14 protein-coding genes are annotated in these 16,522 nt (G+C 63.7%); 5 read left to right on the forward strand and 9 right to left on the reverse strand.

Annotated elements, in window-relative coordinates; translation table 11 throughout:
- Positions 1-15: 15 nt before the first annotated feature.
- Positions 16-459, reverse strand: a complete 444-nt coding sequence (gene gspG / locus CSQ92_RS19620; protein WP_099395142.1) for a type II secretion system major pseudopilin GspG — start codon at positions 457-459, stop codon at positions 16-18.
- Between the two features lie 465 nt (positions 460-924).
- Between gspG and CSQ92_RS19625 the strand changes: the two genes are divergently transcribed.
- The 3 genes from CSQ92_RS19625 to CSQ92_RS19635 all read left to right on the forward strand — a co-directional run bounded on the left by CSQ92_RS19625 (position 925) and on the right by CSQ92_RS19635 (position 5,411).
- Positions 925-1,683: an NF038120 family PEP-CTERM protein gene (locus CSQ92_RS19625; RefSeq protein WP_092611243.1), complete on the forward strand. Its 759-nt coding sequence runs from the start codon at positions 925-927 to the stop codon at positions 1,681-1,683.
- A 43-nt stretch (positions 1,684-1,726) separates the two neighbouring features.
- On the forward strand, positions 1,727-4,879 hold the full coding sequence (locus tag CSQ92_RS19630) for a S8 family peptidase (protein ID WP_099395143.1): 3,153 nt from the start codon (positions 1,727-1,729) through the stop codon (positions 4,877-4,879).
- 112 nt (positions 4,880-4,991) lie between these two features.
- Entirely contained in the window at positions 4,992-5,411 is a 420-nt protein-coding gene (locus CSQ92_RS19635) for a protease inhibitor I9 family protein (RefSeq protein ID WP_180277066.1), read from the forward strand.
- On the opposite strand, the gene CSQ92_RS19640 is transcribed toward CSQ92_RS19635, so the two are convergent.
- The 4 genes from CSQ92_RS19640 to CSQ92_RS19655 form a co-directional block, all read right to left on the reverse strand.
- Positions 5,408-6,079 (reverse strand): LuxR C-terminal-related transcriptional regulator, encoded by a 672-nt coding sequence (locus CSQ92_RS19640; protein ID WP_099389354.1) that lies wholly within the window; start codon positions 6,077-6,079, stop codon positions 5,408-5,410. The genes CSQ92_RS19635 and CSQ92_RS19640 overlap by 4 nt on opposite strands.
- Complete coding sequence (locus CSQ92_RS19645; RefSeq protein ID WP_099389355.1) at positions 6,076-6,774, reverse strand: winged helix-turn-helix domain-containing protein; 699 nt, start codon at positions 6,772-6,774, stop codon at positions 6,076-6,078. Before CSQ92_RS19645 ends, CSQ92_RS19640 begins: the two co-directional genes overlap by 4 nt.
- Before the next feature lie 187 nt (positions 6,775-6,961).
- The gene (locus CSQ92_RS19650) at positions 6,962-7,600 is read right to left on the reverse strand and encodes an NF038129 family PEP-CTERM protein (protein WP_099395144.1); all 639 of its coding nucleotides are present in this window, start codon (positions 7,598-7,600) and stop codon (positions 6,962-6,964) included.
- 10 nt (positions 7,601-7,610) lie between these two features.
- Entirely contained in the window at positions 7,611-10,604 is a 2,994-nt protein-coding gene (locus CSQ92_RS19655) for an ExeM/NucH family extracellular endonuclease (protein WP_099395145.1), read from the reverse strand.
- A 456-nt stretch (positions 10,605-11,060) separates the two neighbouring features.
- Here CSQ92_RS19655 and CSQ92_RS29230 point away from each other — a divergent pair, with 456 nt between their 5' ends.
- Positions 11,061-11,810 (forward strand): PEP-CTERM sorting domain-containing protein, encoded by a 750-nt coding sequence (locus CSQ92_RS29230; protein ID WP_218964085.1) that lies wholly within the window; start codon positions 11,061-11,063, stop codon positions 11,808-11,810.
- A gap of 40 nt (positions 11,811-11,850) precedes the next feature.
- Here the strand turns inward: CSQ92_RS29230 and CSQ92_RS19665 are convergent, their stop codons facing one another.
- The 3 genes from CSQ92_RS19665 to CSQ92_RS19675 form a co-directional block, all read right to left on the reverse strand.
- Positions 11,851-13,062, reverse strand: a complete 1,212-nt coding sequence (locus CSQ92_RS19665; protein ID WP_306532432.1) for a TIGR03790 family protein — start codon at positions 13,060-13,062, stop codon at positions 11,851-11,853.
- Positions 13,031-13,609 carry an FxDxF family PEP-CTERM protein gene (locus tag CSQ92_RS19670; RefSeq protein WP_081345400.1) on the reverse strand — a complete coding sequence of 193 codons (579 nt, stop codon included), beginning with the start codon at positions 13,607-13,609 and terminating at the stop codon, positions 13,031-13,033. Before CSQ92_RS19670 ends, CSQ92_RS19665 begins: the two co-directional genes overlap by 32 nt.
- Positions 13,610-13,687: 78 nt before the next feature.
- Positions 13,688-14,242, reverse strand: a complete 555-nt coding sequence (locus CSQ92_RS19675) for an FxDxF family PEP-CTERM protein (RefSeq protein ID WP_099395146.1) — start codon at positions 14,240-14,242, stop codon at positions 13,688-13,690.
- A gap of 243 nt (positions 14,243-14,485) precedes the next feature.
- Between CSQ92_RS19675 and CSQ92_RS19680 the strand changes: the two genes are divergently transcribed.
- On the forward strand, positions 14,486-15,091 hold the full coding sequence (locus tag CSQ92_RS19680) for a serine O-acetyltransferase (RefSeq protein ID WP_099395147.1): 606 nt from the start codon (positions 14,486-14,488) through the stop codon (positions 15,089-15,091).
- Here CSQ92_RS19680 and CSQ92_RS19685 read toward each other — a convergent pair.
- A complete protein-coding gene (locus tag CSQ92_RS19685) occupies positions 15,079-16,509 on the reverse strand; it encodes a mannose-1-phosphate guanylyltransferase/mannose-6-phosphate isomerase (RefSeq protein ID WP_099395148.1) in 1,431 nt (476 codons plus the stop codon). The genes CSQ92_RS19680 and CSQ92_RS19685 overlap by 13 nt on opposite strands.
- Positions 16,510-16,522: the final 13 nt, after the last annotated feature.

The raw sequence follows: 16,522 nt of genomic DNA on the forward strand, positions 1-16,522 counted from the left end.
AGAATGGCGCTGGCGTTATTGCGAGCTGATGTCGGCGTTCTCGCCGCTGCCGCCCGGCTGGCCATCCTTGCCCATCGAGACGATGTCGTACTCGCCCTTGCTGCCGGGCGCGCGGTATTGGTAGGCATGGCCCCACGGGTCGAGCGGCACGGCCTTTTTCAGGTAGGGGCCATTCCAGCGCGTGCCGGCGGCGGGCGGTGCGACCAGCAGCGCGGCCAGGCCTTCTTCCGTGGTGGGATAGCGCCCCACGTCGAGGCGGTAGGTGTCGAGCGATTTTTCAAACGCCTCGATCTGCGCCTTGGCCACCGTCACTTCGGATTTGCCCAGCTGGGCGAAATACTTGGGGCCGACATACGCCGCCAGCAAGCCGATGATCACGATGACGACCAGCAATTCGAGCAAGGTAAAGCCGCGCGCATGGCGCGTTGCCGCAAGGTTCTGCCTGTGTACTGCATGCATCCGGTAACTCCTTATTGCCTACCTTCAATACATTGCGTCGCTGCGCGCGGCGGATGGCCACGCACAGGCGACACGCGCTTGCCTGATGCTTATCAGCCTACCATGCCGGTTATGGTTCATACAATCTTTTCTTTGCACTGTGAACAACAAATTCCGGCGGAAACCATCCAGTGTGCGCGAAACCGCCACGGCGACGCGCGCGCTTGACTGGCTGGTCAATCACTCAACTATTTTCAATGCGGAAACTATCTACTACTGGTTACCAATTCATAGTAAGTGATGAATTTTATTCATTCATTATTTGTAACTTTCAAATTAAATTTGCAAGAATATCAAACAATGGAATTGCCTCTTTTGCTATAGTAAAAATCAATTTTCTACGTATTGGTCTTATCCGTCCACGCAGGAAAGAGCATCCCAGACGCAAAACATATTGCATCCTACATAATCACCAAGGGAAAATTCATGACTCGTATTGTGCATTCGAAGGCAGCTTCCGCAGCAAGTCCTTTCTCGGCCAAGCAGTGGACCGGCGCCGCCATCCTGGCCCTGTCCGCCGCCTGGGCCCCCGCCGCCATCGCGGACGTGATCAACTTTGACAATCTGGATAGCCAGTTCGTCGGCCATGGCGACTCCCTGGAATTCGGCAAATTCCTGCTGACGGGTGCTTCGAATGCCGCCGGCGCCAGTTATGGCGACCTGGTCGGCGCCGTGTTCGACGGCACGGATCCGGCCGCCTGCGGCATGGCGTGCCCGACCAACAATACGAGCAATTACTATGCCTCGCTCAACGACGGCATCATCTACCTGGACCCACTAAACCCGGGCGGCAGCGTCAGCCTGCAGGGTTTCGACGCCAGCTTCATCGGCTACGCGCAGGGCGTCACCTATCCGGCGGTAGCCGGCCTGCTGCGCGTGCAAGGTTTCTACGCGGACGGCTCTTCCATGTATGAAACATACCAGCTGGGCGGCCCCATCGGCGGCAACTTCCAGTTCCAACGCTACAACACCAGCGCCAGCTTCGGCAGCCAGCAATTCGCCTCGCTGGCCTTCTTCGGCTTCACTTGCAACACGGCCGGCAATTGCAACGCCTTCAGCACCAACAAGGGCCAGTTTGCGCTCGACAATATCGTCGCCTCGGTACCGGAGCCATCGACCTACGCGATGATGCTGCTGGGCCTGGCAGGCATCGGTTTCGCGGCGCGCCGCCGCCAGCAAGCCTGATTTATCCCTTTCGATTCCCGCTACCGTCACCAGGAAACCCTACATGACATTCCGTCCCGCCTTGCGTCCCATTTCGCTCGCCGTGCTGAGCCTGTTTGCCAGCCTCAGCTTCCAGGCCCACGCCGACGACCTGCGCCGCCCCTACATCGTGCAACTGAACGACAAACCGATCGCTTCCTACACCGGCTCGGTGGAAGGCCTGGGCGCCACCCAGCCTGCCGCCGGCGGCCGCCTCGACCTGGCCAGCACACAAGTGCAGCTGTACGGCGACTACCTTGAACAGAAACAGGCTCGGGTACAGGCCCTCGTCGCCGCCGCGCCCGTGCAATACCAGTACAAGATCGTCCTCAACGGCTTCTCCGCCCTGCTGACCGACGCCGAAGTGCGCCAGCTGCAGGCGAGCGGCGAAGTGGCCAGCATCGCCCCCGACGAACCGCGCGCCCTGCAGACGAACTACACGCCCACCTTCCTGGGCCTGGACCAGCCGGGCGGCCTGTGGAGCCAGCTGGGCGGCAAGCAGCATGCGGGCGAAGACATCATCATCGGCATCGTCGATGGCGGCGTGTGGCCGGAAAACCTGTCGTATGCGGACAAGGTCGACGCCAACGGCGCCCCGACCTTCGACCCGAACGCCACCCTGGCCTACGGCGCCGCGCCGGCCGCCTGGAAAGGCAGCTGCCAGACGGGCGAAGGCTTTACGCAAGACCACTGCAACAACAAGCTGCTCGGTGCGCAATACTTCAATGCCGTGCGCCTGACCGAGACGGACAAGATCCAGCACTGGAGCGAATTCACCTCGCCGCGCGATTCCATCGGCGACCCGAATGGCGAAGGCGGCCACGGCACGCACACCTCGTCCACCGCGGGCGGCAATGCGGGCGTGCCCGTCACGGCCAACGGCTCGCCGCTGGGCGCCATTTCCGGCGTGGCGCCGCGCGCCCGCCTGTCCGTCTACAAGGTGTGCTGGTCGTACAACCTGGCTACCCAGCCGACCGGCGCGAAGAACGGCTGCTACGGCGGCGACAGCGTGGCGGCGATTGAAAAAGCCGTGCAGGATGGCGTACACGTCATCAATTACTCGATCAGCGGCGGCGGCACCGTCAACGATCCCGTCGAGCAAGCCTTTTTGCACGCTTCGAATGCGGGCGTCTTCGTTGCCGCTTCGGCCGGCAATGCGGGACCGGCCAATACCGTGGCCCACGTCAGCCCATGGATCACCACGGTGGCCGCCTCGACGCACAACCGCGCCAACCAGGCCAAGGTGACCTTGAGCAACGGCGCCAGCTACACGGGCGCCTCGCTCAACTACAATCCGCTGCCGGCCACCACCCTGATCCGCGCGCAAGACGCGGGCCTGGCCGGCGCCGATGCGCAAAAACTGGCCCTGTGCTACCGCGCCGGCGACAACGGCGGCGTGGCCCTGCTGGATCCGGCCAAGGTCGCCGGCAAAGTCGTCAGCTGCCTGCGCGGCACCACGGCGCGCACCGACAAGGGCGTCGCCGTGCTCGAAGCGGGCGGCGCCGGCATGGTGCTGGTCGACACGGGCGTGGGCTTGGTGTCCGACCCGCACGTGCTGCCGGCCGTGCACGTGAGCGCCGCCGATGGCGCGCTGATCAATGCACAGGCGCAAACGGGCACGGCCACGGCCGCCATCTCGCGCTTCGTCACCAACGGCAACGGCCCTGCCGCGCCCGTGGTGGCCGACTTCTCGTCGCGCGGCCCGAACCTGTACGACGCCAACCTGCTCAAGCCGGACGTCACCGCGCCTGGCGTGGACATCCTGGCCGGCGGCACGCCTGCCCTGTCGCGCGCCCAGCGCGACGCCGTGCAGGATGGCAGCCTGGTTCCTGCGCAAGCCTACATCTTCCTGCAAGGCACCTCGATGGCCAGCCCGCACGTGGCAGGCCTGGCCGCCCTGCTGCGCCAGCAGCATCCGGACTGGAGCCCGGCCGCCATCAAGTCGGCCCTGATGACGACCGGCAGCACCACCTTGCCCGACATCCAGGCAGGCGACGCGCGCGGCATCCTGCCATGGGGCCAGGGCGCCGGCCACGTGACGCCGAACAAGGCGACCGATCCCGGCCTCGTGTATGACGCCAACCTGGCCGACTACAAGAAATACATGTGCGGCGTCGGCATGACGGCCGAGTGCGCGGGCGGCACCCTGGCCGGCTACAACCTGAACATGCCGTCCATCACCATCGGCAACGTGCTGGGCACGCAAACGGTAACGCGCCGCGTCACCAACGTGGGCAGCAGCAGCGCCACCTACACGGCCAGCGCCTCGCTCAGCGGCTACAGCGTTGCGGTGGCGCCTGCCACCCTGGCGCTGGCGCCCGGCGAAACCAAGTCCTTCACCGTCACCCTGACGCGCACCACGGCGCCGGACAACGTCTGGCAGTATGGCGCCCTCGTGTGGAGCGACGGCGTGCACACGGTACGCAGCCCCGTCACGGCCCGCTCGGGCCGCGCGGTGCAGTCGCCGGCATTGCTGCAGGCCGACAAGGTCAGCGGCCTGCGTTCGCTGACCCTGTCCACCGGCTTTGCCGGCAAGGTCGGCGCGGCGACGGGCGGCCTGAAGGAAGTGGCGCGCAGCGCGCAAACCATCAGCCAGGCCGCGCCGGGCAGCGTGGAAACGCTGGTGCAGATGGCCGACGCGTGCAAGGCGGGCGGCAGCGGCGTGCGGGTCGTCAATGTCAGCATTCCCGCCAGCACCGTCGTGGCGCGCTTCGAAATCTTCGACCGCGACACCAGCGAAGGCGCGGGCAATGACCTCGACCTGCTGCTGCTCAACAGCGCTGGCGCGACCGTTGCCACCTCGGCCACGGCCGGCTCGAACGAGGCGATCACCGTGACCACCCCGGCGGCAGGCAACTACAAGGTGTGCGTGGTCGGCTATGAACTGGCGAATGGCGCGTCGACCGGCTTCGGCCTGTCGTCGGCCGTCGTCACGACAGCCGACAAGGGCGGCAACCTGAAAGCCACCCTGCCTACCAAGGTGTATGTGGGCGGCAGCGCCACGGCTGGCGTCAGCTGGTCGGGGCTGGAAACGGGCAAGCGCTACCTGGGCGGCGTAGTCTTCCTTGATGGCAACAACGCGGCAGCGTCCACCACCGTGCTGTCGGTGGAGACCAACAGCCCGTTGCCTCTGGCCGTCCCCAGCCAGCGCAACGTGAAGGCGGACGCCAAGCTGTAACGGTATCGCTCCAGGCGGTAACACGACGCGCCCTGCGGGGCGCGTTTTTTATGCGTAACACGCGTACAATCGGCGCACGGGCAACTCGTCCGCCATGCGCAAAGGAGTTTGCATGTCCGCATTTCGCCTCAGCATTGCCATCCTGGCCGGCATGGCCAGCCTCCATGCACTGCCTGTCGCGGCGCAGGCCGCTGCGGCGCGACTGTCCTATCTGGTGCAATTACGCGCCCCGCCGCTGGCCTCGCAAGCGGACGGCGTGCATAGGCTCGATACGGACAGCGACACGGCGCGGCGCTACACGGCCCAGTTGGAAGCGCAGCAGCGCGCCGTGCTGGCGCTGGTGCCCGATGCCCCAGTGCAATACCGCTACACGGTGGCCTTCAATGGCTTTGCCGCCATGCTGACACGCGCCGAAGTGGCGCGCCTGCAAGCGAGCCCGGACGTGGCACGGGTCTCGCCCGGCAGCATCGAACACACGCAAGATGGCGGCGGCAGCGGCAAGCCGCAGGCCAGGCCGCAGGACCAGCGCTAATGGCTGAGCAAGCGCAGCGCGATGCCGCGCGACACGGCTTGCATGCGATTGCTCACGCCCAATAATTTGTAGATACGCTGCAAATGGCTTTTCACGGTAGTGCCGCTGATACCGAGAATTTCCCCCACCTCCTCATTGCTTTTCCCTTCGCGCACCCAATGCAGCACTTCCAGTTCGCGCGCACTGGCCGCGCGCGTGGCAGCCGGGCCCGTCATGCGCGCGCGCTGGCCGCCTGGCAGCGCCAGCCAGTGGACGTGCAGGTAGGGCAACAGAAGTTCCAGCACATACGCCTGGCGCGAAGCGTCCGCCGGCATCACGGCGAACAGGGCAAAAAAGCTGCCGCCGGCGTCGCCCACGCTGCCGTGCACCAGCACGCCGTCGATGACGGCAGCCCCCTGGCCGCCCGCGCGCCAGGCCAGCGCAAGGTGCGCCAGTTGGCCCTGGCGCTCGCGCAGCAGCGCGTGATCGGGCGCGGCGCTGTGCCAGGCTTCGCTGCGCAGCACGGCACCATCGGCATCCAGTTGCGCGCACATTAATATGTCGTGCGGTAACAGCGTTTGCAGCGGCCCCTGGCTCCACAGAAAGAAATCGCCGGGCGCGGCGATGCCATGCGCGCCGAGGATGGCGTGCAGCAGGTATTCCTGCTCCCGCCCCGTCAGCAGCATCATGCGCACACGGCGGCGTCAAACGCCAGATAGCGGTAGCCGCTGCCGCGCACGGTTTCGATGCGGTGGCCGCAGCCGCCCGGCTGCAGCGCCTGCCGCAAACGCCCCACGTGGGCGTCGACCGTGCGCTCATCGAGATACGCTGCATGGCCCCACACCTGGTCCAGCAACTGCGCGCGGCTATGCACCCTGCCCGGATGGTTCATCAGGAAATGCAGCAGCTTGAATTCCACACGGCCCAGGTTGACGGGCACGTTACCGGCCGTCACGCGCAGGGTGTGCGGGTCGAGCCGCAGCGCTGCCGTGCCTGCGCGCAAGGCCGATGGCGCGCGCCGGCGCAGCAGCGCGTGCACGCGGGCCAGCATTTCACGGGGACCGAAAGGCTTGCACAGATAGTCGTCGGCGCCGCTTTCCAGCGCCAGTACCTTGTCCTGTTCGCTGTTGCGCGCGCTGACCATGATGATGGGCAAGTCGCACAGCACGCCATCCTGGCGCACCTGGCGCAGCAGCGCGATGCCGGACGCATCCGGCAGCTCCCATTCCAGCAGCAGTACATCGGGCGGGCCGGCCGCCAGCAGCGCCAGCGCGCCGCGCGCATCCAGGGCGCAGCTGACCCGGTAGCCGGCGCCTGAGAAGTTATGCGCCAGCAGCGCTTGCATGGCAGGCGCAGGGTCCAGCACCAGGATATGGCCAGGCATCGATGCATCCTTCCAAAAAAGTGGCGGCCGCCCATGAAAATACTAGACTGCCCGACAAGTTTTTTACTATGCATCAAGCGTAAAACGGTGACCAATACAATTTAGTTTCCTGATTTATAGCTATTTCAAATAAATAAACAAAAAAAACACAGCGGCCCGCAGGCGCGCTGTGTCCAGGCTGGAAAGACTACGCCCGTGTGCCAGGCTGGCGGCGGCGCAGGGCAAAACCGATCAGCGCCAGGCCGCCCGTCAGCATCATCCATTCCGACGCCTCCGGCACGGCCGAGATCGTCGCGATGCTGGCGTAGCTACTGCCCGCAATGCTTGCGGGCAAGCCGCCGTTGAGCGGGGTCAGTTCGAATTGCACGAGGTTGCCGTTCGCATTGCCCAGATAAGCCATGCCGGTGTAGTCGAGCAAGCCCACGCCAAACGTCGTGCCCGCGTTGCCGGCCGTGTTCAGGAAGTCGCCGCCGAAGACGATATTGAAACCGAACTTGCCGCCCAGGGTCACGTTGTGAAACCAGTCGTTGTAGGCGCCGCTATTGCCGAAGGTCAAGGTGCCGGGCAAGCTGCCGCTGACATTGCCTTCCTGCGATGCCAGCCCGCCGAACGCTCCCGAAAAATTGCTGAGCACGGCGCTGGCGCCCGGCGCGGGGCTGTTGCCGGCGATAAAGGCGAAGTCGAGGAAACCGGCGCCCGAGAACTGGCTCGTGTCGATTTCCACGCGGTAGCCGAGCGGATCCGCCAGCGCCAGGCTGGAGCTGGCGGCCAGCACGGCGGCCAGGACGGCGCGGCGCAGGGCCGGATGAAGTGTCGTTGTCAACATGATGGTGTCCTTAGAAGTTGCCGGCGAAAATGCTGGCGGAATAATTGATCGTCACTTTCGACGGATTGGTGAAACTGACGGCAAACGAGGCTGTCGCGCCCGGCGCCAGGCTGGCCGCGTTGACCGTGACATACGCGGCGCCCGCATGGCTGCCCGTGGCATTGGCCAGGGCCACGCCGGCAGGCAAGCCGCCGAACACCACCTGGAACGGGCCGTTCAAGGCGCTCGTGCCCGTGTTGGTGAACGAGAAGGTGCCCGTGTATTTTTGCGTCACGCGGTTGTACGCGAGCCCCGAACTGGCTTGCGCCACGCCGGCCGTGATGTCGCGGTAAGCGGGCTGCAAGTCCAGGCTGATGACGACGGGATCGTGGTCCGAGGCGCGGTAAGGCAAGCCGTTGTACAAGTCTTGCGGCTTGGCCGAGTCGATGTTGTAGTCGATCACTTCCGGCTCGTCCGCATTCACATGCCATTCGGCCACGCCCGCCACTTGCGGGCTCAGCGACGCACTGGCCAGCGCATGGTCGAGGTAGCCGCTCTGGCCGCCGAATACATACGAGTACGGCATGCCGGACGGCCGCACGAAACGCTCGAGTTCATTGACGAAGCCAGCGCCCGTGATGACCTGGATCGGGTCTTCCGCGCCATACGAATTCAGGTCGCCGATGACCAGCACGTCCGCGTCGCCGGCAGCGGCCGCCACTTGCGGCACGAAACTGCCCACCAGACGCTGGGCTTGCTGCACGCGGGTGGCATTCCAGCAGCTCTGGCTATCGTTCTGGTCCGCGTCCAGCCCGCTCGATGGGCAGCTGCCCTTCGACTTCAGGTGGTTGACGACCAGCGAGAATTTCTCGCCATTGCCGGCGCGGAAGGTCTGTGCCATGGGTGGACGGTTGTTGATGGCGTTGGCATCCGACAAGGCGCCGCCTACCAGGCCCAGCTTGGCCGGCTTGTAGATCATGGCCACGCGGATGGCGTCCGTACCCGTGGCGGCCGGCTTCGGCACCACGGCATACGTGACGCCGCCGATGGCAGCGTTGAGCTGCTCGACCAGGTAACTGACGGCCGTTTCGCCATTGTTCTGGATTTCCATCAAGCCCACCACGTCCGCATCGATGGCTTTCAGTTCGGCGACGATCTTGTCGCGCTGGCGCACGAATTCGGCCAGGTTGTCGGCGCCGCGGCAATTGCTCTTGGTGGTAGACGAGCCCACGGTGCAGCCCTGCCCCGTCTGGCCAAACACGTTATTGCCATTGGTAAAGGTCGTAAAGAAGTTCAGCACGTTCGCGCTGGCCACCTTGACGTTGCCTGATGGCAGTTCCGGGCTGCCCGTGCGCGGGTTGTCGCGCGAAAATTGCGGCGCCTGCGTCGGCTGCAGTTTGTAGGCGGCACCGCCACCGCCGATGGCGCCAAAGTCCACCACGCCCGTCAGGTCGGCTACCGTGTCGCCGCTGCGCACGGTGCCATCCTGGCCGATGTACGGTATCGTCGGCGGTGCGACAAAGATGCCATCATCGAGCACGATCAGATTGTTCGCATTGGCGGCGATCAAGGCTTGCGCCTCGGCGGAACCGGCCGGATAACGGTTGGTCGGCACTTCGCGCCGTCCCGCCGACAGGGTCAGCTCGCCGCGCGCGCCCAGGTAGGCGTTTTGCGACACGGTCAAGGGCTGCGTGAAGCGCACCAGCATGCCTTCCACGGCGGCCAGGTTCTCGTTCGGCAAGGTCACATTCGTCGGCACGATGGCGTGGCCCGCGCTTTGCGTGAGGATGGCCGTCACGTCCTTGAATTCCGTATAGGAATTCTTCGCGCCCGACGGCGTGTATTCGACCACCGTGCCCGTCACGCGCACCAGCTCGCCCGGCTGCACGGTGGTGGCCGTCGCGCCCGTGTACACGAAGATGCCGTCCGAGGTCGACGGGTCGCCATCGCCGGCCGCGTCCTGGATGAAGAAGCCGGTGCCTACTTTCAGGGTGACCACGCCCTGCGTCGTCTGCACGGAATTGGCGTAGGGGCTGGCAGCGCCCGATCCCTGGATCTGTGGAATCGTGTGGCTGACGGCAGCCAGGCCTTGCACGGCGACATCGATCTTGCAACTGGCGCTTTGCTGCTGGTCGTTGCTGAAATTCACGATGACAGGGTAATTTCCCACCGGCACGCCGGCGGCTACCAGCAGGCTGACCACGGCGCTCTCGCCTGCCACGCCGGCCGCGCTGAAATTGGCCAGGCTGATGCCGGCCACGGCCGGCGAGCTCAAGGTGGCGGCATTCACGACGCCATCGACGTCGGATGCGCGCAGCACGGCGCTGCCGCCATTGCCCACGGCCAGGGCCAGGCTGGCTGGGCAGCTGGTGACGATCTGGTGCACGACAGGGCCGCCGCAGGCATTCAATGGCGAAGCCGTATTGCGCGGCGTCACGCTGCCGGTGGCGAAGTCGGCGCTGTTATCGTCCGTGTCGGCGCAGCCGCCATTCGCGCGCGCAATCGACAGCGTATTCGATGGCGCGGGCGCGACGGCGCCTTCGAAGCCGTTGGCCGTGCCGAAACCGACCAGGTCGATGATGGCGGCGCCCGTGGGGCTGGTGCCCGTTTGCGCCGTCTTGCTATTGCTCAGCAACACCTTGCCCGCCGTACCGGACATGGCCAGGCTGCCCGTGGCATCCGGCGCAGGCAAGTCCTGCGTACCGCCCGCGCCCTTGGCTTGCTGGACCAGCAAATACTGGCCAGGTTGCAATTCGATAGCCGGCAAGGCCGTCACCGACCAGCTGGAACCGGCGGCGGACGCGTATTGCACGCTCCAGTTGCTCACATTCACGGGGCTGGCACCGCGGTTGAACAGTTCGATGAAATCGTTGCGGTACAGCGCGCCCGTATTGCCGCCCCCGCCATACACCTGGCTGATGACGATATCGGAAGCAGCCAGGGCCGGCACGGACAGGCTGGCCAGCAGGGAGGCCATGACGGTCAGGCGCAACGGCGTGCGCAAGGGGGAAAACGAGGTGTGCATGAGGATCCCGGTCGGTAAATAAATGACGCCGGTCCCGCATGATCGGCCGGCGCGCCACAATTAACAAAAGTATTTCAGACTTGTTATTTGCATATTAAAGGCCCGGGATGACGACTTGATGACATTTAATTAAGCCGAATGGAGTAATTTTCTTTCCAGACGCATCAAAATAAGTATCTTTCAAACAACAAACAATGCTTTCCATTTACGCAAAGAAAGCGCCAATGTGAAAAATATGATATATTTCAGGCAAATAAGTTTTGTTCTTGATAAGCCATTGGCAACTTTAAGAACCTTGCAATACAAATGGATTGAGCGGGCCCCATACATGCCCGGCTCTTCATCTGCCATCCTGCCGTGCACAAACAATGTTGCACAGCTAGCGTAGGCACCAATTACATCCTCAGCGCCTGGCGATATGCGCCGCGCTCAGAATGCATTTCCAAGAGGTAAGTAATGTTAAAACCAGCCCCCCCATCCAAGTTCGCATCCTTGTTCGCCTGCAGCGTGTTATTGCTGGCGGCTAGCACGGCACAAGCGCAAAATGATGCGCAGCGTGCCAGCGGCGACGATAAACGCTGCCAGGCCACGGGAGCCGCCAGCAACGCAGGCGGCAAGGCGAAGGACGCCGACCTCGATAGCACGTACAGCGCTTGCAGCCTCGTCGATGGTTTCATCGGCTTCGGCGCACGCATCAACGACGGCACCAGCACGCCGCCGGAATTCGGCAGCGGCGCTTCGGATCAGGAATTGCGCAACCCGCAATTTGGCGGCGGCGGCCACCGTCTGGGCAATCAGTTTGCCGATGCGGGCGATACGGCGGGCGGCACGCGTGCGCGTCCGGCGCGCGACACGGGAAGCTATCAGTTTGGCACCCGCGATTTCGTTACCAGCCAGGAGTTCCCGCCGATCGATGGCGGCGCCGGCTACCGTGGACCGGGGCGCGCCTACCATGGCGCCACCGGCACCGATACCTATGCACCGCTGATCACGTCCGCCTCGCGCGGCACCGGCTCGCCGGCTGGCGGCTCCAGCGTGGGTGGCGGCGGGGCGACAGGCGGGATCGACAGCGGCAATAGCGGCATCGGCGTTCCCAGGCCGCCTATCGCCGTCGTGCCTGAGCCGGAAACCTACGCCATGCTAATCGCCGGCCTCGGCCTGGTGGCATTCGCGGCGCGCAGAAAGCGGAGCGCCAAAGCCGCTTAAGCTATCCTCCCCGGCGTCTGGCGCACCGCCAGGTCAGCGCTCAGCGCCGGTAAGCCATGTACGGCGCGGCCAGCGGGTCGCCGATAAACAGCCCCTGCGCCGGCCACAGCACACTCCCCCAGTACGCTTCCAGCGCCGTCATGCCGTTCAGGTAGCGGCGCAGGAGCACGGTAGGATTGGGGAATTTCTGCCAATAATTGCACGGCTCACTCACAGTACCGTAACTGGCCGTCGCGCCAGCTTCCAGCCAGCGCTGGCTGCTCATCTGCCCTGTGCCCTGCAAATCGCCACCGAATGACGTCAGGTGATCGGCCAGCGCCCCCGGCAAAAATCGCAGCGTGTCCAGCTTGGCCACATTGGCCACGCCGGTCTGGTACACCATGATGTTCTGGACACTTTCAATGCTGTTGGCATGCACATTCGTAATGGTCAGCTTGCGCTGACGCACCATGCCGGTCGGCGGAAAGAATGCCGCGCGGCTATTGCGCGCGGCGTCGCTGGTAGTCAAATAATAGGCGCCGGCGGCCGGCACGGCAAACCCGCTGGCCGTGCCGCGCTTGATGACGGCCTTGGCATCATCCACGGAATCGACAGGCAACAGCATGGACAGGCGCATGCCCATCTGGGTCATGGGCCGGTCCACGTTGCTGTTGAAATAGATGCTGGGCTTGCCCGGGTCGCACGTCTTGACGCACTGCGCCATGTCATATCCCAGGGTAAATGCGGAGGTGATCGAATTGCACTCGACCGCATAGGGGGCGCTCCAGACCATCAGCACGGCCTGGATCTCGGGCTTGAGCTGCGCCTCGATGCGCTCCTTAAGCTGGGAAAATTGTTCGGCGCTAAGCTTTCGTGGCCGGTTTGGAATATTCACATGCACGACGTTGGCAAGCGGAATGTCGTGCGACTGGCGGTAGTACTCGCCGACCTCCACGCTATTCGGTTCCGCATCATTGATGATGACCGCCAGGTGCGCGGGCTGCAATCCTGGCGCCGCGCCAGCTTGTGGCACTAAGGAGAAAGCCGCCAGCAACACGGGCAAAAAACGTAGTGGAGTATGCAATGGATGGCTGCCAGAAAGATGAATCGAAACGACCGCAGCATGGCAGTCGGAGCTTGACGGCCAATTATAGCGCTGGAAATAGTGCCGCAACGCGGCAAACAAAAAACGGAAGCCAAGGCTTCCGTTTCTTATTGCTGCTGATAATGCCAGCGCGCGCTCAGGCTTGCAGCTTGCGCCGGCGCGCCACAAAGCCCATCAATCCCAGGCCGGCAAGCAGCATGGCGTAGGTTTCAGCTTCCGGCACGGCACTGGCCGAGATATTGCCGCTGTAGCTACCACCCGTTGCGGAAGCGACATAGCCGTCAACTTGCAGGAAATAGGTTCCCTCAAGCAAAGGCGTCTTGCCGCTGTTCAGCACCCAGGCTTGGTCCTGCGCCGTGAAATTCAGCAGATCGAGCGCGCCCTGCAGCACTACGCCACTGGTATTGCTCAGGCTAAATCCCGTCAGGGTCAGGCCGGAATTGGCGCTTGGCTTGAGCGAAGTTGCCAGCCCGCTGAAATCATGGATGCCCGTCAGCGTGAAGAGGAATTTGTCGCTGAAAAAATTATTCCCGGCGCCAGCAAGCTGGCCGGCGCCCAGGCGGAAGGAACCAAACAGTTCACCGCTGGAATAGTCGATCAAGTCCTGCGTCAGGTCGACCGGCGCATGGCTCAGGTCGACGGGAGCGGCGTGGGCGCCCACGCTGGCAGCGGAGAGCACGAACGTCATGAACAGGGATTTCAATATTTTATGCATACTTTTCACCAAGATAACGGCGGTCAACGCAAGCGCGCCGCGGGAAAGGGACTATAGCGTCACGACAGCGAGTCGTGTTCAGGCGGATTTCTGACGGCGGCGGACGACAAACCCCAGCAAGCCCAGGCCGGCAAGCAGCATCGCATAGGTTCCAGGCTCGGGCACGGCCGATACCAGGTTGCCATTGCCGCTGAACGTGGCGCCGGTGCTGAAGACGATATCGCCGCTGACCTTCATATAGTACGCACCGGCGGCCAGGTTCGCGAACGACAGGCTCCATTTGTCGGTCGCGCCGCTCAGCTCCTGGGTACCGCCCTGCAGCAAGGTGTTGCCGACGCTGCTGTACAAGCCAAAGCCCGTCAAATTCAAGCCGGTCAGGGCGCTGGTGCTTTGCGAAGTCAGGACCACGTTGAGCGCGCTGGGCTGCGTCACGTTAAACGTAAACACATCATTGAAAAAGCTGCCCTGTTGATTGTTCTTGAACTTGTCGCCAAATGTCAGCGAACCGCCGCTCTCCAGCTTGACGGCTTTCGGCAGGGAACTGATGTCGACAGCCGCAGTGGCCGCCTGGGACAGCAGGGCCGAACCGGCAAAAGCCAGGACAGCCAGAATAGAGCGGGTATTGTTCTTCATGCGACTCCACCAAGCAAAATTGTGGCCGCAACGCGGCCACATGAATTTATATAATCAAACCAGCAAGGATAATAGCATAAAGTAACTTTTTAAGTTATTTATTTTTTAATGAAAAGTTTCTTTATAGCATCAAAATAAGAGATAGAAACTATCGCCCGTCAGCCACCAGGGCAGGCACATGCAGCAGTTATAATTAGCAAAGTTTTATCATATTGACGGATCATCTCAAGAAAAGGAAGTCATATGTCCACCTGGACGGCATTGCATGCGGACACATTCCGGTTATACGGGCGCAGTGGTTGGCGCCTGACGCTGAAAGGGGCTGTCGGCAGCCGTCCCTTCCGCGCGATCGTCACCATGCGCCTGTGCCAGGCCGCGCGCGACGCCTCCGCTCCCTGGAAATATCTGCTACCGTTTTGCAAGCTGCTGCATCGCAGCGCCACCCGCCGCGCGGGTATCGACTTTTCCTGGCAAACCCGGGTCGGTCCCGGTTTCGCCCTGACGCATGGCTGGGGCACCGTCATTTCGCCTGGCGCCGTCATCGGCAGCAATGTCACCCTGCTGCACGGCGCGACCCTGGGCCGGCGCGATAGCATCACCGCCCCGGACCAGCGCAGCAGCGCCTATCCGACATTGGAGGACGGCGTCTGGGTCGGCCCCCATGCCATCATTACCGGCGCGATCACCATCGGACAGGGCAGCCGCGTCGCAGGCGGCACCGTGGTCGTGGCCGACGTGCCGCCCGCCTCCATCGTCGCGGGCAATCCCGGCAAGATCATCGCCAGCGACTGCGTTCCCGACGTCATGAATGCGGCGCCGCTCGGTACGCCCGCATCTCAGGCGCGCTGATACGCATCCGCATGGCGCACGATATCGTCCTCTCCCAGGTAAGCGCCCGTCTGCACCTCGATCAGGTGCAGCGGCAGCTTGCCAGGATTTTCCAGCCGGTGGATCATGCCGAGCGGAATATATGTCGATTCATTCTCTGTCAGCAGGCGCACCGTCTCGCCGCATGTGACGCGCGCCGTGCCGCGCACGACCACCCAGTGTTCAGAACGGTGATGGTGCATCTGCAGCGATAGTTTCCCACCTGGATTGACGACGATGCGCTTGACCTGGAAACGCTCGCCCACGTCGATGCCTTCATAGCTGCCCCAGGGACGGTACACGAGCCGATGCTGCACGTGCTCGGTGCGCCCATGGCGCTCCAGGTGTTCAACCACTTGCCGCACGCGCTGCACCTGATCGCGCCGCGCCACCAGGACGGCATCGTCCGTCTCCACGATCACCAGGTCCTGTGCGCCCAACACGGCCACGATGCGGCTTTCCGCCCGTATCATGCAGTTGCGGGCGCCGTCCAGATAGACATCGCCACGCACGACATTGCCCTGCTCATCGCCTGGCAACACGTCCCACAAGCCGGACCAGGAACCGATATCGCTCCAGCCCATGGCGGCGGGAAGCACCACGGCGCGGCGCGTGTGCTCCATCACAGCATGGTCGATCGAGACGCTGCGGCAGGACGAAAAAACATCCGCTGCCAGGCGAAAAAAATCGAGGTCGCGGCAACCGTCGGCCACCGCAGCGGCGCATGCCACGTGCATGGCCGGTTCGAATTGCTGCAACTCGCGCAGGTAACTTGCGGCGCGGAACATGAACATGCCGCTATTCCACAGATAACGGCCGTCGGCGAGGAAGCCACGCGCCGTCGCCAAGTCCGGTTTTTCCACGAAACGCTCAACTTCGCGGCCCTGCGGCGAACCGGCCAGCAGTGCGCCGGAAAGGATATAGCCGTAAGCCGTTTCCGCAGTGGTAGGAACGATGCCAAAGGTGGCAAGCTCGCCGGCCCCGGCCAGCGCAGCCGCTTGCCCGACCACCCGGTGAAACGCCGGTACGTCGGCGATGCAGTGGTCGGCAGGCAGGACGAGCATGACCGCCTCGGCATCGAGCGTCAGCAGATATTGCGCGGCCACCGCCACTGCCGGCGCCGTATTGCGTCCCAGCGGCTCCAGGACGATGGCCAGCGGCGCCACGCCGATCTGGCGCAACTGCTCCGCCACCATGAAGCGGTGCTCATTGCCGCACACCAGCAGCGGCGGCATGGCCTCGAGCGCGGCATGACCCAGCCCGCGCACGCGCAGCACGGCTTCCTGCAGCAGGGTCTGCTGCGAAAGCAGCGGCAACAATTGCTTGGGCAACGCCTGGCGCGACAAGGGCCACAGGCGGCTGCCGGCACCTCCCGACAGGATCACTGGGTAGATTTTCATGTCGGGCTCCTGT

The sequence above is a fragment of the Janthinobacterium sp. BJB446 genome (assembly GCF_002735655.1).
Classification (GTDB): Bacteria; Pseudomonadota; Gammaproteobacteria; order Burkholderiales; family Burkholderiaceae_D; genus Janthinobacterium; species Janthinobacterium lividum.